This is a genomic window from Pedobacter namyangjuensis (assembly GCF_003313325.1).
In the GTDB taxonomy this organism is placed as follows: Bacteria; Bacteroidota; Bacteroidia; order Sphingobacteriales; family Sphingobacteriaceae; genus Pedobacter; species Pedobacter namyangjuensis.
This window is the reverse complement of the sequence record NZ_QMHQ01000003.1, coordinates 247,601-271,968: the sequence shown is the minus strand read 5'-3', so window position 1 is coordinate 271,968 and position 24,368 is coordinate 247,601. Positions and strand designations below refer to the sequence as shown.

The following is a 24,368-nucleotide window of genomic DNA, read 5'->3' as shown; positions in this document are numbered from 1 at the left end:
GAAAAGCTATCGCTAAAATTTCTAAACTAATTTCTTCAACCCAATACTACAACCGTAATGCAAACCATCATGGGAGATTATAAAAGTTAAAGCATCTTCAATATTTTTTAATTCTACACCTGCATAGGTGGAGATGCTATACGGTGTAAAATTTGCAAAAAGATTGTGGTCTAAATCATTTTCTAATTGAGCAATGGTACTCAATAAATAACCTTTCATTTGTGCAATTTCTGCACTGCTAAAATCTCTTTCTGGTTTCGACCCGTTTTTGTATAGGTCTATAAGTTCTTCTTCAATTACAAATTTATTGCCTGACAGGCGGTAGCAAAGTATCTGCTGACTAACTACCACATGGCCTAATTGCCATGCTAGGTTATTTTTAAAACCTGGCGGGATAAAATTCATTTGTTCGGTAGATAGGTCCTCTATCGTAGTAAGCCATTTTGTTCTGCAGGCGTTGATTATGCGTAGTAATTTTTCCATTTATTGTTTGATTTAAACGATATCATCCGTTGTTATTTAAAGGTAGTAAATAATCTAAATGATAGGAGGTGATTTAGCTTTTTTGAAAAGCCTTTTCCGCTCATTAGGATTTCCGTTTTCACTGAAATGACGACCGCTATGCTACTTCCTTAAACCTGATAGAACGAAAATACTTTTTTACCAAGTCCCCTTTAGGGGTAAAAAAGATTGCAGTGATAGCAGGGCGGAAGAAGCTAAGGATTACGGACATTGTTTTTCTAAAAAGGCGCTAAACCAAAACATCCGATGAATAATTAAATCCACCGGATGTTTAAATTAATAGCCTGCTATGTCTTTCGGTATGCTCAGCTACGCTAGGCATCGTAATCCCTACGTAAAAACCTTTTTCGCTGTTTTCACGGGGATGACGACAGCTATATTATTTAGCTACCGTTACTTTAGGATTTTTGACGTAAGTATCTAACCAAGTATTAATTTCCCATAATTGGTGCAAGATATTTTCCTTTGCACGGTAACCGTGTGCCTCGTAAGGTAAGTACACAAAACGAGTGGTACCACCATGACCTTTAATTGCGTTGAACAAACGCTCGCTGTTAATTGGGAATGTACCTTGATTATCGTCCATTTCTCCGTGGATTAACAAAATTGGTGTTTTAATTTTATCAGCATAACTAAACGGACTCATTTGATAATACAGCTCTGGTGCTTGCCAGTAGGTACGATCTTCGTTTTGGAAGCCAAATGGTGTTAATGTTCTGTTGTAAGCGCCACTGCGAGCAATACCAGCTTTAAATAAATTAGTGTGTGCTAACAGGTTTGCCGTCATAAATGCACCGTAACTATGGCCACCTACAGCCATTCTGTTTTTATCGCCAACACCCATTTCGCTTAGTTTGTTAATAGCTGCTTCGGCGTTTAATTTCAATTGCTCTACAAAAGTATCGTTTGGTCTTTTACCATCTTTAGCCACGATTGGCATTTCTGCATTGTCTAAAACCGCATAGCCTTGCGTTACAAAAAACAATGGTCCGCCAGAACTAATGGTAGTAAATTTATCTTGCGAACCTCTAATTTGCGCCGCATCTGCTGCCGAGTTAAACTCGCGAGGGTAGGCCCAAATTAAAACAGGTAATGGTCCGTCTTTTTCTTTATTGTATCCTTTTGGCAAATATAAATCTCCAGTTAAATCAATTCCGTCGGCACGTTTGTAAGATATTTTCTGTTTGCTAACGCCGTCTAATTGTGTATAAGGATTTGTGAAGTCGGTAATTTTTCTATCTGCTACGCGTAAAATCAGGTTTTTAATGTAATAATTTGGCGCATCTTTTTGACTTTCCTTACGGGTTAATAATACCAATTTCTGTGGGTCCAAAACATCGGTTACCATTTCAAAGCTACCCGGTTGGCTACGCCATAAAATCTCAGATTTTTTAGTCGCCAAATCAAATTTTGCAATAAAAGGTAAATCGCCTTTGGCAGATGCACCTGTTGTGTTGTTTAACAAAAGTTTGGTGCCATTATCTGTTGTTAAAATTACGTTGCGGCCAAACTTGTTTTTTTCGGTAACTGGCGAGCCGGGGTTGTTATAGGCATCTGTTGTGCTTAGTTCGTAAAGCAATTCTATAGCACCAGTTGTTGGGTTATAACGGCTTAATTTAGAGGTTTGTTTGGTTCTAGAACTTTCTCTAAACAAAGCTAAAGTTGGGTTACCCCAGCTTATGCCACCAAAACGCATTTTTGTTTTAAACAACTCTTTAGGCTGACTAGTAAATGGTGCGCTTAATTGCAAAATTGCATCGTGGTATTCCACATCTTTTTTAATCAAACCACTATCCAAAGGCACCGTCCAGGTAATTGATGCTGGTTCGTCGTCTCTCCAATCAAAACCTCTTGGTACATTTTGCACATTATCGTAGCCCGATGGTCTAACCTCAGTACTCGGCAAATCTGCCAAAGTTTTAATTACTTTGCCAGCTCTGTCTGTTACATTTAATACAGAAGGAAAACCGTAGGCAGCAACTAAATAAGAAAAAGGTTTTTTAATGGTACGTACCATCATGTAGTTTTTATCTGGAGATAGAGAAACGCTAGTGTAAATTGCTGGTTTGCCAATTAAAGTTTCAACGCCAGCTTTATTTTGCACCAGTTGCGATGTTGCAAAAAACTCAAACAATTGCTCATCGTAAGGCGATTTAATTAAATCTTGCAAAGTTGCACTTGGTGCAGTTTTACCTAAATTCTGCTGTACAGTTGGTCCTTTTGGTGCTAATGGTTTAGGTGGTGCCATATTAGCCGCCTTTGTAGCGGTGCGGTATAACAAGGTTTGGTCATCAACCCAAGTTGCACCACCGCCCATAATTGCATTTATAGGCTGTTTATTCATTTTAGTTGCTTTTCCGGTAGCAACATCTATTACGTACAAATCAACGCGGTTTTGCCCGGTTTGCGTAAAAGAAATTTTAGTTTCGTTGGGGCTCCAGCTTACACTACCTGCATATAATGGTGTTGGTAAACCAGTAACTGCCAACGTTTTGCCCGTTTTAATATTCTTTAGGCTAAAGTTGTTAATGTAGGTTTGCCTACTAGGCGAGTAATTGTTCGGGTTGATACGCATACCGGCAATTCGGTATTCTGGCATAGCCAATTCCTCTATTGAAGGGAAAGAGTTTCGCTCGCTGAATAACATCCATTCGGCCTTGCTGTCTATGCTAACGCCAGGGGTAGGCTTCGCTAAAAGCAAATCGGTAATAGCTTGTGGCGGTGTTTGATAGCTAATGGCATCTTGTGCAAAAGCACTACCACTTAATGCAAGCAAGAAGAGATTGAGTATAGTTTTTTTCATTTTATAGGTTTAATTATCCTGTTGATATGATAAACTTACGGATAGTTAAACTAAAATGAAGATTGTATCAAAAATTTGATAGACTATTTACGTTTGATCACCAGTTCTGCAACTTGTTTAATCGCAGGTTTATTTGTACTTGGGTAAGGTTTCAAATCTGCCAATTCAATGGTGTAGGTAACATCATTTAATATAAACTCTTGTATGGTTGCTTGTTTAGTTACATTACATCCACCTTTGCAAAGCTCTAAGTTTTGCGTTTTGTTATTTTCAGTTATGGTAACTTTTATCGTTGCTACGCCTGCCCAAACACATTGCACATCTATAGGACATCTACTATCGGCAAAATCACTTACGGTTAAAGTACTCGGGCTGTTTTTTGGTAGGTTTATCGTTTCATTGGCTCTAAGGTTGTAATTGCCCTCTATAGTATTATAGGCGGTTTTTTTACAAGCTTGCACGAATGTTAAAATACTTAATAGTAATACAACAGATTTTAAGAAAAGTAGCGTTTTTGGCATTATGTTAAGGTTTTACAATCAATACGATGCTCAGGCTTAAATCGTTACAGTTGTTTTATAATATTTTTTAGAAAGTTTTCGGTTTTATGCTTGTGGCAAATTTTGCCCTGCTTTTTGTTCCAAGTCCCGATAAACGGGAGCTTTCCACTACAATCAGGCTTATTTTTAAAGTTAGTAGTTCTTTTGGAAGGTTGCAAGGCAATAGAAATCGCATTTGCGAAAAATTGACAATTTTCTTCTAATACGTAAATGATAGAAGTTATAACCAAAGGTTAAATTTTTTTGTAGTAATAAAATTTAGGGTTTATTCCTTAAATTCAGTTATGAGCTTTCCAGAAGAATTTCTGCATTTTATTTGGCAATTTAGGTTGTACGAGTATAAAAACTTAGTAACAACTGCTGGCGAAACTGTGGAAGTGTTACAACAGGGAGGTTTGAACAAACATGCTGGCCCGGATTTTGGCAATGCAAAATTAATTATTAGTAAAACTACTTGGGTAGGAAATGTAGAAGTTCACCTCAAATCTTCCGACTGGCTATTGCACCAACACCAACACAATGAAGCTTACGAAAATGTGATTTTACATGTGGTGTTAGAAGATGATAAACCTATTTATAGAAAAGATGGTACTGTAATACCTACTGTGGTTATGAAAGGTTTGTTTAGCGAAACCTTGTTCGATAGATATTTGGGAATGGTTAATTCTACGAATGATTTTCCATGTCAGAAACAAATTGCTACAATTGATCAGTTTCTTATCGACGGATTTTTAACTAGAGTATTGGTAGAGCGACTAACCGAAAAATCTGTTGCTGTTTACGACAAATTAGCACAATTAAAAGGAGATTGGGACGAAACCTTTTATCATTTTATGGCTAAAAACTTTGGTTTTAAAGTAAATGCCTTGCCGATGGAAATGTTGGCACAATCTTTACCGCAAACTATATTTGCCAAGCATAAAGACCAGCCCTTGCAAATTGAAGCTTTATTGTTCGGGCAAGCTGGGTTCTTAAACCAAAACTTTGCAGATGACTATCCAAATGCTCTTAAAAAAGAGTATGCTTTTTTGCAAAAGAAGTACAATTTGAAACCCATAGATATTTCGCTCTGGAAATTTATGCGTATGCGACCGCAAAACTTTCCGACTTTGAGGTTAGCGCAGTTTGCAGGATTAATTTCAGTATCAAATCATCTATTTTCAAAGGTGTTAACAACAAAAGACTATCGCAACTCTGCTGTGCTTTTCGAAAATCTGCCGGTTAATGCATTTTGGCAAACACATTACCATTTTAACAAAACTGCCACTAAGGTAAGTTTGCAATTAGGTAAAAAATCTATTGATAATATTTTAATTAATACGTTATGCCTGTTTTTGTTTGCTTATGGCAAGGCAATGAAACAAGAAAACTATGTAACTAGAGCATTGTATATTTTAGAATATCTCTCTGCAGAGCAAAATGCTGTGGTACAGCAGTTTGTAGATGCGGGAGTTGATGTAAAGAATGCATTTAGTTCGCAAGCAATTTTGCAATTAAAGAAATGTTATTGCAATGAAAAAAAATGCTTAACTTGTGGTATTGGTATTAAGTTATTAAAACAGTAAAAAATGTTTCAAAGAATTGTTACTTTTTTCGAACAGCGAAGCTTTGGCGTTTCTACCTATTTGGCTGGCAAACTGAATATGAGCATTACCAAAGTACGCTTGTTTTTTATTTATTCATCGTTTTTAGCAGTCGGTTTTCCTATTCTCTTTTATATCCTGGCTGCAGTGGTTTTAGATATTAGAACCTATGTTAAAAAAGTAAGATTAAGAGTCTGGGATATTTAAGTTTTACGTGTTAAGTAATAAGTTTTACGTTGCGAAATCTTTACTTACCACTTAAAACTTACTACTTATAACTTCTCAGTCTTCCGGCATTAAAATTTCTGCAATTTCTGTAAAACCTTTCTCTGAAGCTAAATCTGCAGGTAATTTGCCACCTTCCATACGTAAGGTTACTTCTGCACCTTTTTCTAATAATGCAATAATTATTTCGATGTTACCATTTTGTGCTGCAGTGTGTAATGGTGCTACACCAGACTTTTGACAAACATTTGGGTAAGCGCCTGCATATAGCAACACATTTGTAAGATTTAGGTTATTTGCTGCAACGGCAGAATGAATAGGAAAAACATTGAAGCCATTTTTACTGGCAATATTTACTTCGGCGCCTTTTAAAATTAAAAACCTTGCTATTTCTTCGTGGTTAAAATGGCAAGCTAAGCCTAGAGGCGTAAAACCATCTATAGAAAAAGAATTTACGCTACTCGGACTTTTAAACACCAGTAAAGTTACGTCATCAAATTTGCCTACGGCACAGGCATCAAATAAATTTAGTTCGGGAACAAACTCAGCAATAACATTTGCAATTTTTTGCTTTTGGTAATAACAGGCCAGTAACAGTGGCGAAATTTGGTGCGAAGTAGTTTGAACAGCTAGTTGCGGTCGTTCAGTTAGCAAACTGATAATTTCGTCTAGTTGATCGTTTTCGATGTAAGTTTCGAGTTGCGCTATATTCATCTCCATTTGTATAAAAGCCGTGTTAAATTAACAAAAATAAAATGATATTGTGTTAGCCGTTAAAAATAGCGCATGTTTTGGCATTTTGCAACAGCGCCTAGTTGCTGATAAGAAATAAAGTAAACCTGATTGCAACGAAAATCTCCCGATTTTATCGGGAATTGTAGTGTAAAGCAGGGCTTGCGTTTAAAAATGCTCCGGAGCTTGCTTTTCAAAAAAAATCCTGCTCAATTTCACTTAAGCAGGATTAACCTAAAACAAAAAACCTCAATTAATTATTCAGTTTTAGTTATGACAATTGTTTTTTAAGAAAGTTTAATAACCCTTAGGCAAATTGGAAAAAAGCTAGCCTCAAAAACGAAATAATTTATTTAAATAGTAGCCGTTTGTAATGCACAAACAACTATATATTTTATATTTGTTGATTATAATCACTAACAGAAGATGTCGCTAAGGGGTAATCAATTTAAAGGAAATTCATTTAGGAACGAAAACGAGTCGGCGAAACCGGGTCAGAAGCAGACAACAAGCAGGGCATCTAAAGTAAAGGAAGCATACTTGCCAAAATTCGATTTGCAGGATGGCAGGTTGGTTAAGATTGTGGGTTTGCTTTTTGTGGTAATTTCCATTTATTTCCTGCTTGCATTTACATCGTATATTTTTACTTGGCAAGAAGATCAAAGTTATGTAATTGATGCTAACGGTGGTTGGGGCAATTTGTTTAAAAGTGTAGAAGAACTACGTGAACGTGGGGTAGATGATCCGGTTGTAGAAAATTGGTTGGGCAAAGTTGGTGCATTATTGGCTCATCAGTTTATTTACGAATGGTTTGGCGTTGCTTCGTTCTTGTTCGCCTTTGTATTTTTTGTAATCGGCTACCGCTTATTATTTAAGGTTAAAATTTTCGCGATAGAGAAAGTGCTGGGCTACAGCTTGTTTTTCATCTTGTTCATTTCTCTGTTAATGGGTTTCGGACATTCTTTTTTTGCAGAAACACCACATTTTTTAGAAGGAGAGTTCGGCTATTGGAGCAATAAGCTTTTAACTGTGCAAATTGGACAAGCAGGAGTGGCGGGTTTGCTGATTTTTTTAGGTTTAACCATTCTTATTATTGCCTATAACATAGATTTTAAAATTCCGCAACGCGATAAACAACCTGAGTTTACGCCAGATATACCCGATGTGCCCGATAATATTGAATTGGTGAGAGAAAATAAATCTGAACCAGTTGAATTTAGCGTTAACGATAGGTACAAAAAGGAGGCTAAAATTGAGCAAAATGTAGTTTTAACGCCTAATCGTTTCGAGAAAACTGAAAGCATCGAACAGGTTGTGGACACGCCTTTGGCTACTAATGTGATGCTAAGTCCAACGGTTACTGTTACGCCAACACCTCCACCACCAGTGGTGGTGGTTGAGCCAGAACCTATAGTTACGGAGCCAACTTTTACGATAGAAAAAACCGAAGAAGAGACTAAAGCAAACGAATTAGTTGAGCAATTTGGTACTTACGACCCTACTTTGGATCTGGCATCGTACAAAAAACCGCATTTAGATTTATTAGAAAACCATGGTTCGGCTAAAATCTCTGTTGATGCAGGCGAGTTAGAAGCCAATAAGAACAAAATTGTAGAAACGCTTAACCACTACAATATTGAAATTGATAAAATAAAAGCTACTATTGGTCCAACGGTTACACTTTACGAAATTATTCCGGCTCCGGGTGTAAGAATTTCTAAGATCAAAAACCTAGAGGACGACATTGCTCTGAGTTTGGCTGCTCTCGGTATTCGTATTATTGCGCCAATGCCAGGTAAGGGAACTATTGGTATAGAAGTGCCAAACCTGCACCCAGAAATGGTTTCGATGCGTAGTATTTTAGCAACAGAAAAGTTCCAACAAACAACTATGGATTTGCCTATTGCTTTAGGTAAAACCATTTCTAACGAGGTTTACATCGCCGATTTGGCCAAAATGCCTCACTTATTGGTTGCTGGTGCTACTGGTCAGGGTAAGTCTGTAGGTATAAATGCTATTTTGGTTTCGTTGCTTTACACTAAACATCCATCGCAGTTAAAATTTGTACTGGTAGACCCTAAAAAGGTAGAGTTAACGCTATTTAATAAAATCGAACGCCACTTTTTGGCTAAATTACCTGGAGAGGCCGATGCGATTATAACGGATACCAAAAAAGTTGTAAATACTTTAAATTCATTATGTATCGAAATGGATCAACGTTACGATTTATTAAAAGATGCCCAAGTAAGGAATTTAAAGGAATACAATGATAAGTTTATTAAACGTAAGTTAAATCCGGCAAATGGCCATAAGTTCTTATCATACATCGTTTTAATAGTTGATGAGTTTGCCGATTTAATGATGACGGCCGGTAAAGAGGTTGAGGCGCCAATAGCTCGTTTAGCACAATTAGCCCGTGCAATTGGTATACACTTGGTTTTAGCCACACAACGTCCGTCTGTAAACATTATAACGGGTACTATTAAAGCCAATTTCCCGGCTAGGTTGGCTTTTAGGGTTTTGTCTAAGATCGATTCGAGAACTATTCTGGATAGTGGCGGTGCCGATCAGTTAATTGGTAGGGGAGATATGCTTTTATCTACAGGTAATGACTTGATTAGGCTACAGTGTGCATTTGTAGATACACCGGAGGTAGATAGGGTTTCGGAATTTATCGGGAACCAGAGAGGTTATCCAGAAGCATATCAGTTGCCAGAATATATTGATGAAGCTGGCGAAGGTAGCAAAGCCGATTTCGATCCAGATGACAGAGATCCTTTGTTTGAAGACGCTGCACAGTTGATTGTAACACATCAGCAAGGATCTACGTCGCTTATTCAGCGTAAAATGAAGTTAGGATATAACCGTGCGGGACGAATTATTGATCAGTTAGAAGCGGCCGGAGTTGTTGGTCCGTTTGAGGGAAGTAAAGCTAGAGAAGTTTTATTACCAGACCAGTATGCTTTGGAACAATTCTTGACTAACCTGAATAAAAAATAAGGATTTACGTTTTGCCAACCTGAAAAGTTGTAACTGTTGGCAATAAATAGCAAACACATGAAAAAGATATTAGTAGCATTATTGGTATTAGGAACAGGTTTGGTAGCAAATGCACAAACCGATGCAAAGGCCAAAGAAATTTTAGCGGCAGTTAGTAAAAAATATCGTACTTACGATATTGTAAAAAGCGATTTTACTTTTACCTTAAACAATGCACAAGCAAAAGTTAAAGAAACACAACAAGGAACTTTATATGTTAAAGCTAACGCGAACAAATATAAAGTAGCAATGACTAACCAGGATTTAATTAGCGATGGTAAAGTTCAATGGACTTATTTAAAAAACGATAAAGAAGTTCAGATATCAAACGTTGATAATAGCGGCGATGCCTTGAATCCGGCAAAGATTTTTACCATTTACGAAAAAGGGTTTAAATACCTTTACACAGGCGAATCGAAATCTGGCGCAAAAACTTATCAGATGATAGAATTATCGCCTACAGATACTAAAAAATCAGTATTTAAAGTGCGTTTGAGTATCGATAAAGCTACTAAACAAATAGCAAACATTGTTATTTACGAGAAAAACGGAAACACGTATACCTATAATGTAAAAACGTTTTCTCCAAACGTAAAAGTTCCGGAAACTACTTTTGCTTTCGATGCTAAGAAATACCCGGGTGTTGAGGTTGTAGATTTAAGATAATTACATTGAAATTTATTAGAAAAGGGTTTGCTCGAAAGTTCAAACCCTTTTTTATTTAGCCATTTTTAGGTATCATTGCTTACATTTTAAGGTTAATTATAGAAGTAAATCTATCGATATCTCTTAGTAATCTTAATAGTGTTATTTTAAACTCATAGTAAAATCAGATTTGAAAATTACAGTTTTAGGCACAGGTACATCTCAAGGCATTCCGGTAATAGGTTGTGGCTGCGAAGTTTGTCAATCGTCTGATAGTAGGGATAAGCGTTTGAGAGTATCTGTTTTGGTAGAAACTGCCGATAAAACTATTGTGATAGATAGCGGACCAGACTTCAGGTATCAAATGCTTAGAGCTGGGGTTAAGGATTTAGATGCTATATTGTTTACCCACGAACATAAAGATCATGTTGCTGGTTTGGACGATATTAGGCCCTTCAATTATCTTCTGCATAAAGTAATTGATATTTATGCAGTGGAAAGAGTGCAGCAAGCGTTACGTAGAGAATTTGCTTATATTTTTGAGGACACAAAATATCACGGCTTACCCCAAATTACATTACACACAGTGGATAAAAATCCATTTCAAATTGGTCAAACTATTATAACTCCGATTGAAGTAATGCACTATAAGTTGCCAGTTATGGGTTATAGAATAGGTGATTTTACTTATATTACTGATGCGAAAACCGTTTCAGAAGAATCATTAGAAAAAATACAAGGGAGCAAAATCCTAATTGTAAATGCATTGCAACGTAATGAACATATTTCTCATTTTACCTTAGAGGAGGCAATTGCTTTTGCACAAAAAGTAGGAGCCGAGATGACTTATTTTACACATATGAGCCATTATTTAGGCTTGCATAAAGAAGTTGAGCAAGAGTTACCATCAAATATTAAACTTGCTTATGATGGTTTGAGTTTTAAACTAGATTAATATATTTGCAAACACTTACCCAGGTGGCGAAATTGGTAGACGCACCAGCTTGAGGGGCTGGCGCCTGTATGGGTGTGGGAGTTCGAATCTCCTCTTGGGTACAAACGCGTAAAATGACGTGCCGATCCGTACGGTTATAAAATGTCAAAACGCTGTTTTTTGATACGTTTAAATGGTTTTGCTGAGTAAGGAATATTGTATTTCCTTGCTCCGACATTATCCATTACGAATAAAAATTTGAAATATTTCTTTTTTAGATATTTCAAATAAGGCTATCTGAAAAGACTTAATAATTTAACGAACTAAATGACCTTTCTTTTCTTTTTTAGTGCCTTAGGGGCCTTTAACGGTTTTTTATTATCGTTATACTTTGCAATAAATGCTAAAAAGAAAGTTTTTACAAACTATTTTTTATCCCTACTCTTGCTGGTATTAAGTATTAGAATTGCAAAATCAGTATTCTTCTATTTTAATCCCGATTTATCTAATTTTTTTATTCAGATTGGGCTCTCGGCTTGCATCCTAATCGGACCGTTTCTATTTTTATACCTTAATTCATATTCTACAGAAGAGAAGCGAAATTGGATATGGCATATAGCTCCCTATTTGGGCGGAATTACCGTTTTAGGATATTTTTATCCTTATGACGAACACGTTGCAGTTTGGACAAGTTGGATTTTAAAAACAATATATTTTCAATGGTTGGTTTATATTATTATTTCTTTTAAATATCTCCAACCAATTCTCCAAAAAATTAAGGATAAAGAAAATTTAAAACGAATAGATGTTTGGTTTCTTAGCATTTATATTGGTGTTGCCTTTACATGGTTAGCCTACACAACTGCCGCCTACACCTCCTATATTGTAGGCGCTTTGTCGTTTACATTTGTGTTGTATTTAATTGTATTGCTTTTAATTTTTAGAAACAGCCACGAGTCTACCTTTTTTAACGAAAAGGAAAAGTACAAAAACAAAGAAATGGATAGAGAGACGATAGATTTGATAGGTCAAAAGCTGTCTATCGTTGTTGAAAGAGAACTATTTCTTAATCCGAATCTTAGTCTGGAGGAAGCTGCAAAAGAATTAAAAATAACAAAGCACTTACTATCTCAATACATAAACGAAGTTTTAGGCAAATCTTTTTCAAATCTCATCAAAGAATATCGGGTAGAAAAGGCTAAAGAGCTTTTACAAACCGAGTCTAATTATACAATTGAAGGCTTAGGTTATGATAGCGGTTTTAACTCCAAGTCAACTTTTTTTACGGCTTTTAAAAAAATCACAGGCTTAACTCCCGCAGAATATCAGAAAATGCAATCGAAATAAGTTCTAGATTATAGTATCGAACTTCTAGATTATGATATGAGAACCTTTCAAATATCACTACGCTTGATATTTGCCCTCATTATTAAAAAATTAAGTTTTAAAAATGAGAAAAGTGTTTTTATTAATTGTGTTGATTGTATTTATCTTAAGTAATGCATTAATCGCTCAAATCAAAATTTCGGGGAAAGCTGTTACGCTTGAAAACAGGCCATTAGAATATGCAGAAGTTATTCTGTTTTCAGAAAAGGCTACTGCGCTAGTAAATCGCCTAACTAACGATAAAGGTGAATTTAATATCCACTACCAAAAAGGTGTTTATAGATTAGAAATTCGCCAATTTAAGCAAGTTGTATATACAAAATCGATAGAACTTGTTTCAGATACCTATTTAGGTGCCATTATGGTAGATGCTATCAATACTTTGGGGACTGTAGTAATTTCTGGAAGGAAACAATTGGTAGAACGGAAAGTGGATAGAGTTGTATTTAATATTGAAAATACGATTAGTGCTACTGGTGGCGACGCTTTAGAAGCATTGAAAATTACGCCTGGAGTATCGGTTAGAAATGAAAATGTGACGATAGTAGGTAAACAGTCTGTTAGGGTTTTAGTAGATGATAAAATGTTAGAACTTGGCGAAGCAGATATGGCGAATTTTCTCAGATCAATTCCTGCGGATAATATTAAAAATATAGAAGTAATTACAACGCCACCCGCCAAATATGACGCGGCTGGCGGAAGTGGGTTGATTAATATTAAATTAAAAAAAGCGCAAGCAGATTCTTGGAGTCTTTCTTTAGGGAGTAGTTACTTGCATAGGTACGACGAAGGTGAAGGAGCTGTGACGAGTAACTTCATGTACAGCAAAAATAAGTTAAGCCTAAGTTCTTCATTAAATTACAGAGATGGTGGCGAAACTTTTAGTTATCAAGATTATAATGCTTTTCTTGCGGAGTTATGGAATACTAAACAAAGATTTAACCGAGGTTACAAAAGACTTAACGGTGTTTTAGGTTTGCATTACTCGGCAACACCAAATTGGACGTTAGGTTTCCAATATATTGGCAATTTTAATAAAACGAATTCTAATAGAAATACGAAATCGCTGGTTTATCAGCATAATACAAATGTTCCCTTTAATGAAATAGTTTCTCTAACAACCGCCGATCAAAAACCAAAATTCAATTCGATAAATCTTTTTAATGAGTTTAAACTGGATTCTGCTGGTAAGAAAATAATTTTGAATTTGGATTATTTTAAATATGCGAACGATGATACCAGGCCTTATGAAGGCACTTCCGTAAATAATAATCCATACAGTATCCTGTATTTTAAAGGGATTAATAATAACTCGCAGCTAACTAATAATTACTCTGGTAAAATTGATGTAGAGTTGCCTACAGATTTGGCTAATTGGAGCGTTGGAGGAAAGATCTCGATTTCTAATACAAAAAATGACATCACTGCTTTTAATAGTGGGCTTGCTAATATTCCAATAACAGACATGCCACAAACGGCCCATAAGTTCGATTATAACGAATATATACAGGCATTATATTTTTCTGGGCATAAAAAATTCAAGAATAATTTAGAAGCTCAAATTGGGTTGCGAATGGAAGCCACCCAGACACGATCTCATAATGGTAACTCGAACCAGTCTTTAAATACAAATTACATTAAGCTATTTCCTACTATAAATTTATCATATTCCCCTACAGAAAATTCAACATATACGTTTAATTATGGCAGGAGGGTGGCACGTCCTAATTTTTCTGAGTTGAACCCAAATGTTACCTACATTACTCCGTTTTTAACCGTTGAAGGCAACCAAGTCCTGAGACCGTATTTTATTGATAATTTTGAATTTATATATTCCTATAAAAAGCTGGAAAGCAAATTATATTTCAGCATTGAAAACGATGTTTTTAATCAATTAGGTTTGCCAGACCTCAATACTAATCAAATACGATTGATTTATAAGAACATCTTCAACTTAAAAAGATATGGATTTTCAGAAACTTTTACTTTTGATAAAATTAAATGGTGGAATAGCAACAACCTATTTAACATAAACTATTCAACTGCACAAACTCTAGATTTATCTGCAATAGGAGTAGATGGTTTCACCTCCTTCGTAACAAGTAATAACGACTTTAATTTAAATAAAGACAAAACGCTACTGCTTAACCTTGGTTTTGAGTATTACTTTCTGGGGGCATACGGTATAGATAAAATAAAGCCATTCACATCCACTTCATTTGCTATTCAATACATTTTACTTCACAAAGATTTGAGAATAAATCTTCGAGCAAATGACATTTTTAAATCAGACAAGTACCGATTTAGCGCTAACGTTGCGGGTGTACACAGAAGATCTAATTATTATTTTGATACTCGATTGGTGCAATTGTCTGTAAACTACAAATTCGGGAGTAAGAAAGTTAACGTTAGAAGCCGACAAACTGGAAATCAGGAAGAGAGAGCAAGGACAGGAAACTAGTATTTGTTTTACGATGGTAAATAACTGGTTCAGATATCGAAATTATTTTAATTGACACTTTTTTGGTTGTGGAAAAAAGTAGAATTCATGCTTTTTTCCAAACCTAACATTTAAAATCCTTAATAATCATTTAATCTTTTGGTAACGCATTGCCATTGTTGCGCCGTTATTTTTGCTTCTGGAAGAATTAATCATCTAGATGAAAAATATTGTCCTTTATTAAGTTGTTTTATGAAAAAATTATTACTTGTTGCAAGTGTTTTATGTGCCAATTTAGCGTTTGGGCAACAAAAGGTAGATGTTCAAGCACATAGAGGTGGTATGGCGCTAATGCCAGAAAATACTATTCCGACAATGTTAAATGCCGTAAAATTAGGCGCAAAAACATTAGAATTGGATGTGGTGATTTCCAAGGATGGAAAAGTGGTGGTTTCTCACGACGCCTACATGTCATCTGTTTTTATGAAAAAGCCGAATGGGGCAGAAATTACCAAAGAAGAAGAAAAGGAACTGAGCTTGTTTAAAATGACTTACGATAGCATACGTCGTTTTGATGCGGGCACTAAAATACACGTTAGGTATCATGAACAAAAGAAAATGAAGGTAAATAAGCCATTATTAAGTGAGCTGATTGACAGTGTAGAAAACTATGTTAAAATCAATAAATTGAAGCCCGTTTATTACAACATAGAAACCAAATCTAATAAGCAGGGAGATGGTATTTACAATCCAGCACCGGAAGTTTTTGTAAAAACACTGATGGGCGTGATTGATAGCAAAAATATAACTAATAGGTTAACTATTCAGTCCTTTGATATGAGGACGCTACAAGTTTTGAATCAAGTAGCACCAAAAGTAAAACTCTCGCTTTTATCGAGTGGAAAAATGAATGTTTCTGAAGAAGAATTAAAGAAATACGGCTTGTCTGCTAAAGAAATAGCTGCCTATTTAAAACAAAAAGCAGAAAACAAAGCTAGCTTTGATGATGAACTGACTGCATTGGGCTTCTTGCCAGCTATTTACAGCCCTTACTATAGTGGCGTAAATGCCGAATTGGTTAAAAAAGTGCATGATAAAAAAATGCAAATTGTACCATGGACAGTAAATAAGGAAGAAGATATGGTTGCTTTAGGAAAATTAGGTGTAGACGGCATTATTTCCGACTACCCTGATATTTTAATAAAGTTATTTGGTAGTTACCAGAACAAATAATTGACGTTTAATTATTCAGATTAAACACCAAGAAGCCCCTAAGTTTTTAAGTAACGAAGGGGCTTTTTCTTTTGCCATTAAGAAAAGCTAATAATTGAATGCTTTAACTCTTTATAAATACAATTAACCGGAAGAAATAGATTACCCTTGCATTTTTGCAGGATCGTCATAATTTACCATCCAGTTGATGCCGAATTTATCCGTAAACATACCAAAGTAAGCACCCCAGAAAGTATCGCTCATAGGCATTGTTGCGTTTCCTCCGGCCGACAATCCACTATAAAGTTTATCAGCTTCTTCTCGGCTATCAGCATTTATGGAAACAGAAAAGTTGTTGCCAGCGATAAAAGAAGATTGATAAGCTTCTCCATTATCACTTCCCATTAAAACAGATGATCCGGTTGGAAGAGATACGTGCATCACTTTGTTCATATCAGCTTCAGGTACAGGAAATTCGTCGCTAGAAGGCATTTCGCCAAAGCGACCAATGTAAGTAAATTCGCCTCCAAATACCGATTTGTAAAAATTAAATGCTTCCTCACAATTTCCGTTAAAATTAAGATAGGTGTTAGTTGTTGCCATAGATATTTGTTTTTATGATTTATTCGTTAATTACTGGGCTTACTAGCTTTATCAATTTATCTAATGATTCTTGCCAGCCCAGGTAGCACATTTCCGCCGGTATCATTTCGGGTATTCCTTCTTGTGTGATATGGATTTCGGTTCCAACAGAAACGGATTTAAAATTTACGGTAGTAATCATTTCACCCGGCATATTTGGATCGTCAAAACTGTCGGAATATTGAATGATTTCGTTTTCTTTTAATTGCAGATAACTGCCTCCAAAAGAATGAGATTTTTGTGTGGTAAAATTATGGAAAGACATTTTAAAAGTCCCACCTAATCTAAAGTCCATTTGATGCACTTCGCATAAAAAACCATATGGAGGAAACCAGAATGCTTGTGCCAAAGGATCTGAAAATGCCCTGAAAACCTTGTCCACAGGCGCTTGTATTACTCGGTGAAGTTGTACTGTGCTCATTTTATCAATTACTAAAAAACGTTAGAATTAAAATTATGCTTGCTGAGATTGCTCGTAAGTAGGGCCATATAAGCCCGGAACCTTATTTCCTGTTGCACGCAAATGCGCTACCAATTCGCCACGATGATGATAAAGGTGGTTATACAAAAAACCTCGAATAGCTTGCACCTTCGGTAGCGGACCAATAAAAACTTGATCGCCACTTTTCATTATCCAATCGTTGAAATAAGTAGATTCGTCCGACTGTTCTATAGCGTTTTGAGCGATAGCCATATTTTCTTCAAATTTAGCTACTATATTAGAAGCTTTGGATGTGTCTTCCCTCTGGTAAGTAAAACCGCCAAAATCGAAGGTATCTACGCTAAAAACACCAGCGTACCAAGCGTAAATAGATGCGATATGAGATGCAAGCTCGGCAACCGACCATAATTCTGGTTGTGGTTTATAACCTAATGCTGTATCTGGAATAGCCTTCAATAATTTGCGAGTGTTTTCAGCTTCGTGCAGAAATTCACTCAATAATCCTTTTTTTAACATGATTGAATTGTTTGTTATGCATTATAAAGCTATTAATTTAAAAGCTGATCAACTAAATTTTTTAAAGAATTGGAATTCCCTTATTTAAGAATTGTCAGAAAGTGTAATAAACATTTAATCTACAAGCAATTTTGATATATTTGATTTTATGCAAATCAATAGCAAAAATATCTTGTTAAAACCCGCTACTCATTCAATATTTGAGCAGGTTGCCGTTGTGTTAGCTAAATTCAAGCATTTTGCATGTTTTTGTAATAAGATGTTTTACATCTCAAACTACAAAGATTTCAATATTTCTACCCCGACCGTATAGTTTCTAGGCTCGGGGATTAATTCTTCTCCGTTTTAATTATAACCAAGAGCATTTGTGCTTTGGTTTACTTATGCATTTGTTTTTTTAAACTATGCAATTTTCCTTTTACTTAAATTTATTAAACATGTTAAAAACAACAGAACAGAATCAGGTAATACTTACTAAGCAAGATTACGAGCAATTAAGGTATTACATTGGCAGTGCGAGTTTTAAAGAAGGCGAGATGACACTCTCGCATGAGCTAAAAAGAGCAAAAATTGTAGAGAATAGTGAGTTATCTGCAGATAGAGTTAAACTCAATTCAAAAATAATCGTTGTTGACTTAGAAACGAATGCTTCTATGGAGTTTACTATAGTAATGCCTGCACATGCAGATATGAAACAGAAAAAAGTTTCAGTACTTACACCAATGGGGACAGCATTTATCGGCTTTGCCAAAAATGATGAGGTACAATGGAAGGTTCCTCTCGGTATTAAAAGATTTAGAATAACCGAAGTTTATAATGAAAGTTAGTAAAATAGGCAAGAGTTCGGCTTAAAACGGCCGAACTTTTACCTTACTTGGAATTTTTCCCGGTATTGCGTGGGCGTCATTCCTACGCTTTTCTTAAAAATCTTTCTAAAAGCTTTAGGGTCGTTATAGCCTGATTTAAAAATTACAGTTGTCATTTGCTCGCCAGTTTGTTCTAGAAGTTTTTTGGCAGCCTCTATACGCGTTTGCTGTAAATACTCTATGGGGGTAATTCCGGTAATCTGCTTAAATCGCCTAACAATGTTTCTCCGGCTTGATGGAATATCTTTAATTAATTCTTCAATGGTTGCCGCATCTTGATAGTTGTTTTCTATTTGGTATTGTGCGGAAGCAACCAGTTCATCGTTGTGGCTGTGAGAAGGGTTAAAGGTGCTAAAATAAGTTTGCTTATCTCTATCCATATCTATAGCGAAAATTTTGGCGGTTTTTATAGCTATATCACTACCGCAAAGTTCGTTTATTAGATGTAAAAGAAGGTGGAAAGATGATGTTGCTCCACCACTGGTGTACAATCTATCGTCTTGCGTAACAGTTTTGTCGGCTTTTAACTTCACATCTGGAAAAGCATTCGCAAATCCTGTACAAGCATCTACATGGGTAGTAGCAAATTTTCCATTAAGTAAACCCGTAGCGCCAAGTAAAAAAGCCCCAGTACAAACGGTGGCAATTCTAGCACCTGTTCTGTAGTTTTTTACCAAAGGCGCAATACATGCCCTGTTTTCTTGTATGGTTTTATTTAAATCATTTGTAGTAAAAGCCGGAATTAGAATTAGCTGCATATTTTCAGCTTCAGCAAATCGCTTCAATGGGAAACCAAAAGCACTACTTTGCTCATCAGCTTCCTCAGTTGCTAAAATATTTATGTCAAATGCAGGAGGATTTCCAGCCTCTACATAAAATTTATTTACAGTATCAAAAACTTCTAAAATTGCAGCTACGCTTAAAAGTTTATAGTTTTTGATTAGTAAAATACCCAGCTCAATCATTTTTTCAGTAATTTTTGAATAACTAAAATAGAAAAAAATTGTCGCAAATGCCCCCTAATATTGACTTTTATAGTAGGCTGTTTTGATGATTAATTAGTTTAATTTAGCTTAAATTAATTTTATAAATCATGGATATTAAACCAGTTAGCAACCGAATGTACGGATTTTTAATTTTATTCGATATGCACACCGATTTCTTTTATAGCGTGCTTGCCGATTTAAAAGATGAAGATACGAATGAAAGATTAAACACCAAAGCAAACCACATAGCATGGTTGGCAGGCAGTTTAGTACAGCAACGTTTTGATTTGGAAAATATGTTGGGAGGCGAATTAAAAGCTGCCGCCGATGAACTTTTTAAGGATAACAAAGGCATTCAGGCTAATGTTGTTTATCCAAACTTAAGTGTTTACCAAGACGATTGGAAAAAAATTACACCGATTTTAAGAGAGAAGCTATTAAACGTTGGCGAAGATGAGCTAAATAAAATTTTGGAGTTTCCTGGAATGAGCTTTCCTCTTTTTGAAATGATTTCTTTTAACACTTATAGGGAGGCAAACACTATCGGCCAAATTGCGTTATGGCGCCGGTTGCTAGACTACGAGCCCATGAAATATATGTAATTTAGGAAATATTTTTATCTAAAGGTTAAATTTGATATTTTCACATCTCAAATACCGTTTTGTCTATTTTTAATTTTGCGAAAGCTACAAATCCCTGTAAAAATGGTAGAGGTTTTTAAAACTAACGTAGTTGATCAGCAGGTTGCCGATGAAATTCTGATAGATATTCATCAGCGTTTTGCTAACTATAAAGCAAACTTTGATTTAGACGATTGCGATCATATTCTTCGTATTTCCTGCCAAAACCTAGCTGTCGATTCTTCGGCTATTATATTGTTACTTCAAAAAAGAGGTTGGTTTTCTGAACTGCTATCTGATGATATTCAGGTGTTTAATAACTATGATGCGTTGCAATCTCTGTAAAAAAAACTAAAATTTAGGTAATTATACTTTTAATAAAAATGATTGTTTTTCAATTTTAAATGTTAATCTTTAACTTTATAAAAGTATAAAAACTTATTGTTATGGTTAAAAAGTTGTCATTACTATTCGTATTTGCTATATGCACATTAGCTGCGGTTGCGCAAAAAAAAGACGATATTTTAGGTAAATGGGTAAACTCATCAGGCGAAGGCCAAATTGAAATTTATAAAAAAGGCGAAAACTTTTTCGGAAAATTAGCTTGGATTAAAGAACCGAACGACAACAACGGGAAACCTAAAACCGATGCCAAAAATCCTGAAGCTAGCTTAAGAAACAAGCCACTTTTAGGTTTGGAAATTTTAAAAAACTTTGAGTACGATAGCTTGAAATGGATTGATGGTACTATTTACGATCCTAAAACTGGTAAAACCTATAGCTGTAATTTAACGCTTAAAGATAACAATACCCTAAATGTTAGAGGCTATATTGGTATCTCTATTATTGGTAGGTCTGAAACATTTAAGCGAGTTAAATAAATTACAATCCCAATTAACGCCAAAATAATGAAAAAACTATTGCTAGCTTTTTTGCTTTGCCCTATAATCAGCTTTGCGCAAAACTACTCTTTTAAGCAGTTAACTGCCGAAAAAAACACTAGTATGCGTGGTTTGTCTGTTCTTGATGATAATGTTGCATGGGTAAGTGGTAGCAATGGTTATGTAGCCAAAACTACTGATGGCGGTAAAAACTGGCAATGGACGCAACCCAAAGGTTACGAAAAACTAGACTTTAGGGATATACAAGCTTTTGATGCGCTAAAAGCAATTATTGTAAATGCAGGTTCGCCAGCATATATTTTAAGTACGATAGACGGTGGTAAAACCTGGCGTGAGGTTTATAAAAATACAGATTCATTAATCTTTTTAGATGGAATGGATTTTTGGGACCATCAGCACGGCATCGTATTTGGCGACCCGATAAAAGACAAAATGCAATTGCTTAAAACCAGCGATGGTGGTTTAACTTGGCAAGATATTTCTGCAAACATTAAAGAAAATATGATAGTTGGCGAAGCTGGTTTTGCTGCCAGCGGCACTACGGTTAGAACTGGCGCAAATGGTAAGGTTTGGATTGCAACCGGCGGTTCGAATTCGCGAATTTTTACCTCGAATAATTTTGGTGGCAGATGGAAAGCCTACGAATTGCCAATTTTACAAGGCGAAAGTAGTACTGGTCCATTTTCTATCGCTTTTTATGATAATAGAAATGGCATAGCCGTTGGCGGAAATTATTTGCGAGACAAAGAAAACAGTAATAATGTGCTGGTAACTAAAAATGGGGGCAAAAGTTGGTTTAAGCCAACTAATCAAGTATTTGGATTTCGTTCTGCTGTAGAATATATAGACAAAAACTTGGCCTTTGCAACTGGCTCTTCCGGCACAGACGTTACAACGGACGGCGGTAAAACCTGGAAAAATATTTCTACCCTCAACTTTAATGCGCTGCAAAAAGCTAAAAAAGGAAGTTTGATATTAGTGACTGGCACCAAAGGGCAAATTTATCAGTTAAAGGCAGATTAGTCTGTTTTCGACGTAAACATCTATAAGATTCATTAACTTTTATGTAAAGCAGTTTCTCTGCTATAACTTCATTTGTACCGGCTTTTTGCTAAATCTTTTTTCGCTTCGCTCCAAAAGGATACCGCTTCAATCCGGTTTAGTTAATAAGAACTTGTGCTGTTCTTAGCGTGATATTGCATGATGCCTAATTATTGCACTAGGTTGCGTATACTAAACCTGATCGTAACATAAATCCTTTTAACCTCAACCAAATTCCTTTTTATTAAAAACTTCGGTTAAAAGATTGTAGTGTAGAGCAGGGCAAATGTCGATAGGATATTCGGCCCTGGATTTTCTGAAAAACAATTTTTACGGCCATCAATTGCCCTTCAATTATCAAAGCTTTGTCATAACTCTGCTACAAATATGTTAACCACCAAAAATTTTTAATCAAACGATTAATTTTGGCGTTTAACAAAAATGTTAAACAATATTGTGAATGGCACAGAGAGATACCGGAACGGAACAATTAATTAAAGATACGGCTAAGCGAATTTTCTTTTCTGAAGGGAAATTTCATGCAACTACGCAAGATATTGCAGATGCCGCAGGCGTAAACAGAACTTTGTTAAATTACTATTTCAGATCGAGAGACATTTTGTTTGAACAGGTGGCGCAAGAAGCCAGGGCCGAAACATCAGCTTTGCTAGATGAAGTTTTTAGTGCAAAAATAGGTTTTAAGCAAAAATTAGAAAAACTTATAGAAACGTTCATGGAGCAGGGTATGAAATATCCTTTTAGGGAAATGTACGTAATTACAGAAATGCACCGAGGCGATAAAACCGTACCGATTGAGAAAATAAATAGGTTAAACAATTTTTTAAAAGAAATAAGTGCAGAAATGGAGCAAGGGAATATCAAAAAAATGGATCCTCGCCAGTTTTGCATGAATCTGTTTGCGTTGATGGCTTATCCGCTGATTTCAAACTGTTTAAACCGAGCATTGTTTAACATCAGCAGTAAAGAATATTTTGAGCTAATGCACGATAGGAAGAAATTAATATTCGAAATGATTTATCAATAACATAAATGAAACACAAAATCACACCCAACATAATGAAAACAACAGTTCCACTATCACTTTTATTTTTAGGCGCAATATTAAGCTCTTGCGGTGGTAAAGACGAGAAGGCAGCGCAAGCAGCAGCTGCAGCTGGCCAACCACAAGCTTATCCGGTTTTTGCCGTTAGTACCCAACAAACCACACTAGATTCAGATTACCCAGCAACGATAGAAGGGATTCAGAATATTGATATAAGACCGAAAATTGATGGTTTTATTGAAAGGATATTGGTTGATGAAGGTGCAAGAGTAACAGTTGGACAGTTGTTGTTTACCATTAACAATCCACAATACGAGCAGGCTGTTAGAACTGCAGCAGCGGCAATTAGTAGTGCAGAGGCAGATGTTAGCGCAGCGCAACTACAAGTTAACAAAACAAAACCTTTGGTTGACAAAGACATCATTAGTAAATACGAATTAGAGTCGGCACAATTAACACTGCAAAGCAAAAGAGCGATGTTGGCTCAAGCTAGAGCAACGCTAGCAAATGCAAAAGTTAATTTAAGTTATACTCGCGTTACAAGTCCGGTTAATGGCTTAGTTGGTAGTATCCCATACAGAACGGGTAGTTTGGTTAGCAGCAATAGTGCAGAACCATTAACTACTGTTTCTAACACCGCTAAAGTTTACGCTTACTTTTCTTTAAACGAGAAGCAAATTTTAGATTTTTCTAATAAGTATGCTGGCAAAAACTTAAACGAGCAAATGCGTAATATTCCGCCAGTTAGTTTAGTGTTAGCAGATGGAACAGTGTATGCACAAAACGGTAAAATTGAATCTATCAACGGTCAGATTAATACGGCTACAGGTTCAGTTAGCTTAAGAGCTACTTTTCCAAATCCAACTTCAATTTTAAAAAGTGGTGGTAGCGCTTCAGTTCGAATTCCCCAAAACGTGAAAGATGTTATTTTAATCCCTCAAAAATCTACTACCGATTTGCAAGGAAAGAAATTTGTTTACGTTTTAGGAGATTCTGCAAAAGTAATCAATACCCCGGTTGAAGTGATGCAAAATACCAAAGGTAAATTCTACGTAGTAACCAAAGGTATTAAAGCTGGTGATAAGATTGTTTTAGAAGGTTTCCAATCTTTAAGAGATGGCACTAAGATTAAGCCTGAAGAAAAGAATACCGATTCGGTTTACGCAGAGATTAAAAAATAAGTCGTAAACAGCAACAATCATCCCACAA

The 24,368-nt window shown here is 35.7% G+C and carries 23 protein-coding genes and 1 tRNA gene; 16 read left to right on the top strand and 8 right to left on the bottom strand.

Translation table 11 applies throughout. The annotated features are described in order from the left end of the window. Window positions 1-21: 21 nt before the first annotated feature. From DUT69_RS13065 to DUT69_RS13055, 3 genes are all read right to left on the bottom strand, one after another. Window positions 22-483 carry a DinB family protein gene (locus tag DUT69_RS13065; protein WP_113653691.1) on the bottom strand — a complete coding sequence of 154 codons (462 nt, stop codon included), beginning with the start codon at window positions 481-483 and terminating at the stop codon, window positions 22-24. Window positions 484-901: 418 nt separating this feature from the next. Further along, a complete protein-coding gene (locus DUT69_RS13060) occupies window positions 902-3,325 on the bottom strand; it encodes a S9 family peptidase (protein WP_113653690.1) in 2,424 nt (807 codons plus the stop codon). 83 nt (window positions 3,326-3,408) lie between these two features. Continuing rightward, complete coding sequence (locus DUT69_RS13055) at window positions 3,409-3,846, bottom strand: hypothetical protein (RefSeq protein ID WP_113653689.1); 438 nt, start codon at window positions 3,844-3,846, stop codon at window positions 3,409-3,411. Between the two features lie 323 nt (window positions 3,847-4,169). Here DUT69_RS13055 and DUT69_RS13045 point away from each other — a divergent pair, with 323 nt between their 5' ends. Next, complete coding sequence (locus DUT69_RS13045; RefSeq protein ID WP_113653687.1) at window positions 4,170-5,450, top strand: DUF2851 family protein; 1,281 nt, start codon at window positions 4,170-4,172, stop codon at window positions 5,448-5,450. Between the two features lie 3 nt (window positions 5,451-5,453). Next, a complete protein-coding gene (locus DUT69_RS13040) occupies window positions 5,454-5,675 on the top strand; it encodes a PspC domain-containing protein (RefSeq protein ID WP_113653686.1) in 222 nt (73 codons plus the stop codon). A gap of 75 nt (window positions 5,676-5,750) precedes the next feature. Here DUT69_RS13040 and DUT69_RS13035 read toward each other — a convergent pair whose 3' ends face one another. Continuing rightward, window positions 5,751-6,413 (bottom strand): ankyrin repeat domain-containing protein, encoded by a 663-nt coding sequence (locus DUT69_RS13035; RefSeq protein WP_240186722.1) that lies wholly within the window; start codon window positions 6,411-6,413, stop codon window positions 5,751-5,753. A 438-nt stretch (window positions 6,414-6,851) separates the two neighbouring features. Here DUT69_RS13035 and DUT69_RS13030 point away from each other — a divergent pair, with 438 nt between their 5' ends. From DUT69_RS13030 to DUT69_RS13000, 7 genes are all read left to right on the top strand, one after another. Beyond that, the gene (locus DUT69_RS13030; RefSeq protein ID WP_113653685.1) at window positions 6,852-9,425 is read left to right on the top strand and encodes an FtsK/SpoIIIE family DNA translocase; all 2,574 of its coding nucleotides are present in this window, start codon (window positions 6,852-6,854) and stop codon (window positions 9,423-9,425) included. A gap of 57 nt (window positions 9,426-9,482) precedes the next feature. Next, the gene (locus tag DUT69_RS13025; RefSeq protein ID WP_113654183.1) at window positions 9,483-10,130 is read left to right on the top strand and encodes a LolA family protein; all 648 of its coding nucleotides are present in this window, start codon (window positions 9,483-9,485) and stop codon (window positions 10,128-10,130) included. Window positions 10,131-10,299: 169 nt separating this feature from the next. Next, entirely contained in the window at window positions 10,300-11,064 is a 765-nt protein-coding gene (locus DUT69_RS13020) for an MBL fold metallo-hydrolase (protein ID WP_113653684.1), read from the top strand. Window positions 11,065-11,081: 17 nt separating this feature from the next. Continuing rightward, window positions 11,082-11,165, top strand: a tRNA-Leu gene (locus DUT69_RS13015). 205 nt (window positions 11,166-11,370) lie between these two features. Continuing rightward, window positions 11,371-12,390, top strand: a complete 1,020-nt coding sequence (locus DUT69_RS13010; protein WP_113653683.1) for a helix-turn-helix domain-containing protein — start codon at window positions 11,371-11,373, stop codon at window positions 12,388-12,390. A 103-nt stretch (window positions 12,391-12,493) separates the two neighbouring features. Next, window positions 12,494-14,890: an outer membrane beta-barrel family protein gene (locus tag DUT69_RS13005; RefSeq protein WP_113653682.1), complete on the top strand. Its 2,397-nt coding sequence runs from the start codon at window positions 12,494-12,496 to the stop codon at window positions 14,888-14,890. A 231-nt stretch (window positions 14,891-15,121) separates the two neighbouring features. Then, complete coding sequence (locus tag DUT69_RS13000; protein WP_113653681.1) at window positions 15,122-16,102, top strand: glycerophosphodiester phosphodiesterase family protein; 981 nt, start codon at window positions 15,122-15,124, stop codon at window positions 16,100-16,102. A gap of 141 nt (window positions 16,103-16,243) precedes the next feature. Here DUT69_RS13000 and DUT69_RS12995 read toward each other — a convergent pair whose 3' ends face one another. The 3 genes from DUT69_RS12995 to DUT69_RS12985 are packed head-to-tail and all read right to left on the bottom strand — an operon-like array spanning window position 16,244 to window position 17,681. Continuing rightward, window positions 16,244-16,684, bottom strand: a complete 441-nt coding sequence (locus DUT69_RS12995) for a VOC family protein (protein ID WP_113653680.1) — start codon at window positions 16,682-16,684, stop codon at window positions 16,244-16,246. 19 nt (window positions 16,685-16,703) lie between these two features. After that, window positions 16,704-17,144: an SRPBCC family protein gene (locus DUT69_RS12990; RefSeq protein ID WP_113653679.1), complete on the bottom strand. Its 441-nt coding sequence runs from the start codon at window positions 17,142-17,144 to the stop codon at window positions 16,704-16,706. Between the two features lie 33 nt (window positions 17,145-17,177). Then, the gene (locus tag DUT69_RS12985) at window positions 17,178-17,681 is read right to left on the bottom strand and encodes a DinB family protein (RefSeq protein ID WP_113653678.1); all 504 of its coding nucleotides are present in this window, start codon (window positions 17,679-17,681) and stop codon (window positions 17,178-17,180) included. A 404-nt stretch (window positions 17,682-18,085) separates the two neighbouring features. Here DUT69_RS12985 and DUT69_RS12980 point away from each other — a divergent pair, with 404 nt between their 5' ends. After that, window positions 18,086-18,508 (top strand): GreA/GreB family elongation factor, encoded by a 423-nt coding sequence (locus DUT69_RS12980; protein WP_113653677.1) that lies wholly within the window; start codon window positions 18,086-18,088, stop codon window positions 18,506-18,508. 38 nt (window positions 18,509-18,546) lie between these two features. Here the strand turns inward: DUT69_RS12980 and DUT69_RS12975 are convergent, their stop codons facing one another. After that, the gene (locus tag DUT69_RS12975) at window positions 18,547-19,512 is read right to left on the bottom strand and encodes a GlxA family transcriptional regulator (RefSeq protein ID WP_113653676.1); all 966 of its coding nucleotides are present in this window, start codon (window positions 19,510-19,512) and stop codon (window positions 18,547-18,549) included. 128 nt (window positions 19,513-19,640) lie between these two features. Between DUT69_RS12975 and DUT69_RS12970 the strand changes: the two genes are divergently transcribed. The 6 genes from DUT69_RS12970 to DUT69_RS12945 all read left to right on the top strand — a co-directional run bounded on the left by DUT69_RS12970 (window position 19,641) and on the right by DUT69_RS12945 (window position 24,340). Further along, complete coding sequence (locus tag DUT69_RS12970; RefSeq protein ID WP_113653675.1) at window positions 19,641-20,135, top strand: DinB family protein; 495 nt, start codon at window positions 19,641-19,643, stop codon at window positions 20,133-20,135. Between the two features lie 102 nt (window positions 20,136-20,237). Continuing rightward, window positions 20,238-20,498, top strand: coding sequence for a hypothetical protein (locus DUT69_RS12965; RefSeq protein WP_113653674.1), 261 nt, complete (start codon window positions 20,238-20,240; stop codon window positions 20,496-20,498). A 101-nt stretch (window positions 20,499-20,599) separates the two neighbouring features. Next, on the top strand, window positions 20,600-21,034 hold the full coding sequence (locus tag DUT69_RS12960; RefSeq protein ID WP_113653673.1) for a DUF2147 domain-containing protein: 435 nt from the start codon (window positions 20,600-20,602) through the stop codon (window positions 21,032-21,034). 27 nt (window positions 21,035-21,061) lie between these two features. Then, complete coding sequence (locus tag DUT69_RS12955; protein WP_113653672.1) at window positions 21,062-22,078, top strand: WD40/YVTN/BNR-like repeat-containing protein; 1,017 nt, start codon at window positions 21,062-21,064, stop codon at window positions 22,076-22,078. A gap of 478 nt (window positions 22,079-22,556) precedes the next feature. Then, entirely contained in the window at window positions 22,557-23,141 is a 585-nt protein-coding gene (locus DUT69_RS12950) for a TetR/AcrR family transcriptional regulator (protein WP_113653671.1), read from the top strand. A gap of 32 nt (window positions 23,142-23,173) precedes the next feature. Then, window positions 23,174-24,340 (top strand): efflux RND transporter periplasmic adaptor subunit, encoded by a 1,167-nt coding sequence (locus DUT69_RS12945; RefSeq protein WP_113654182.1) that lies wholly within the window; start codon window positions 23,174-23,176, stop codon window positions 24,338-24,340. The last annotated feature ends 28 nt before the right edge of the window (window positions 24,341-24,368 follow it).

Excerpts from the sequence above, each read along its gene's own strand:
- DUT69_RS13030 (WP_113653685.1), top strand. The coding sequence starts at position 6,852 with ATGTCGCTAAGGGGTAATCAATTTAAAGGAAATTCATTTAGGAACGAA.
- DUT69_RS13055 (WP_113653689.1), bottom strand. The coding sequence starts at position 3,846 with ATGCCAAAAACGCTACTTTTCTTAAAATCTGTTGTATTACTATTAAGT.
- DUT69_RS12980 (WP_113653677.1), top strand. The coding sequence starts at position 18,086 with ATGCAATTTTCCTTTTACTTAAATTTATTAAACATGTTAAAAACAACA.
- DUT69_RS13010 (WP_113653683.1), top strand. The coding sequence starts at position 11,371 with ATGACCTTTCTTTTCTTTTTTAGTGCCTTAGGGGCCTTTAACGGTTTT.
- DUT69_RS13045 (WP_113653687.1), top strand. The coding sequence starts at position 4,170 with ATGAGCTTTCCAGAAGAATTTCTGCATTTTATTTGGCAATTTAGGTTG.
- DUT69_RS13065 (WP_113653691.1), bottom strand. The coding sequence starts at position 483 with ATGGAAAAATTACTACGCATAATCAACGCCTGCAGAACAAAATGGCTT.
- DUT69_RS13025 (WP_113654183.1), top strand. The coding sequence starts at position 9,483 with ATGAAAAAGATATTAGTAGCATTATTGGTATTAGGAACAGGTTTGGTA.
- DUT69_RS13005 (WP_113653682.1), top strand. The coding sequence starts at position 12,494 with ATGAGAAAAGTGTTTTTATTAATTGTGTTGATTGTATTTATCTTAAGT.
- DUT69_RS12985 (WP_113653678.1), bottom strand. The coding sequence starts at position 17,681 with ATGTTAAAAAAAGGATTATTGAGTGAATTTCTGCACGAAGCTGAAAAC.
- DUT69_RS13035 (WP_240186722.1), bottom strand. The coding sequence starts at position 6,413 with ATGGAGATGAATATAGCGCAACTCGAAACTTACATCGAAAACGATCAA.
- DUT69_RS12995 (WP_113653680.1), bottom strand. The coding sequence starts at position 16,684 with ATGGCAACAACTAACACCTATCTTAATTTTAACGGAAATTGTGAGGAA.
- DUT69_RS13040 (WP_113653686.1), top strand. The coding sequence starts at position 5,454 with ATGTTTCAAAGAATTGTTACTTTTTTCGAACAGCGAAGCTTTGGCGTT.
- DUT69_RS12990 (WP_113653679.1), bottom strand. The coding sequence starts at position 17,144 with ATGAGCACAGTACAACTTCACCGAGTAATACAAGCGCCTGTGGACAAG.
- DUT69_RS12960 (WP_113653673.1), top strand. The coding sequence starts at position 20,600 with ATGGTTAAAAAGTTGTCATTACTATTCGTATTTGCTATATGCACATTA.
- DUT69_RS13060 (WP_113653690.1), bottom strand. The coding sequence starts at position 3,325 with ATGAAAAAAACTATACTCAATCTCTTCTTGCTTGCATTAAGTGGTAGT.
- DUT69_RS12975 (WP_113653676.1), bottom strand. The coding sequence starts at position 19,512 with ATGATTGAGCTGGGTATTTTACTAATCAAAAACTATAAACTTTTAAGC.
- DUT69_RS12955 (WP_113653672.1), top strand. The coding sequence starts at position 21,062 with ATGAAAAAACTATTGCTAGCTTTTTTGCTTTGCCCTATAATCAGCTTT.
- DUT69_RS13000 (WP_113653681.1), top strand. The coding sequence starts at position 15,122 with ATGAAAAAATTATTACTTGTTGCAAGTGTTTTATGTGCCAATTTAGCG.
- DUT69_RS12965 (WP_113653674.1), top strand. The coding sequence starts at position 20,238 with ATGGTAGAGGTTTTTAAAACTAACGTAGTTGATCAGCAGGTTGCCGAT.
- DUT69_RS12945 (WP_113654182.1), top strand. The coding sequence starts at position 23,174 with ATGAAAACAACAGTTCCACTATCACTTTTATTTTTAGGCGCAATATTA.
- DUT69_RS12950 (WP_113653671.1), top strand. The coding sequence starts at position 22,557 with ATGGCACAGAGAGATACCGGAACGGAACAATTAATTAAAGATACGGCT.
- DUT69_RS12970 (WP_113653675.1), top strand. The coding sequence starts at position 19,641 with ATGGATATTAAACCAGTTAGCAACCGAATGTACGGATTTTTAATTTTA.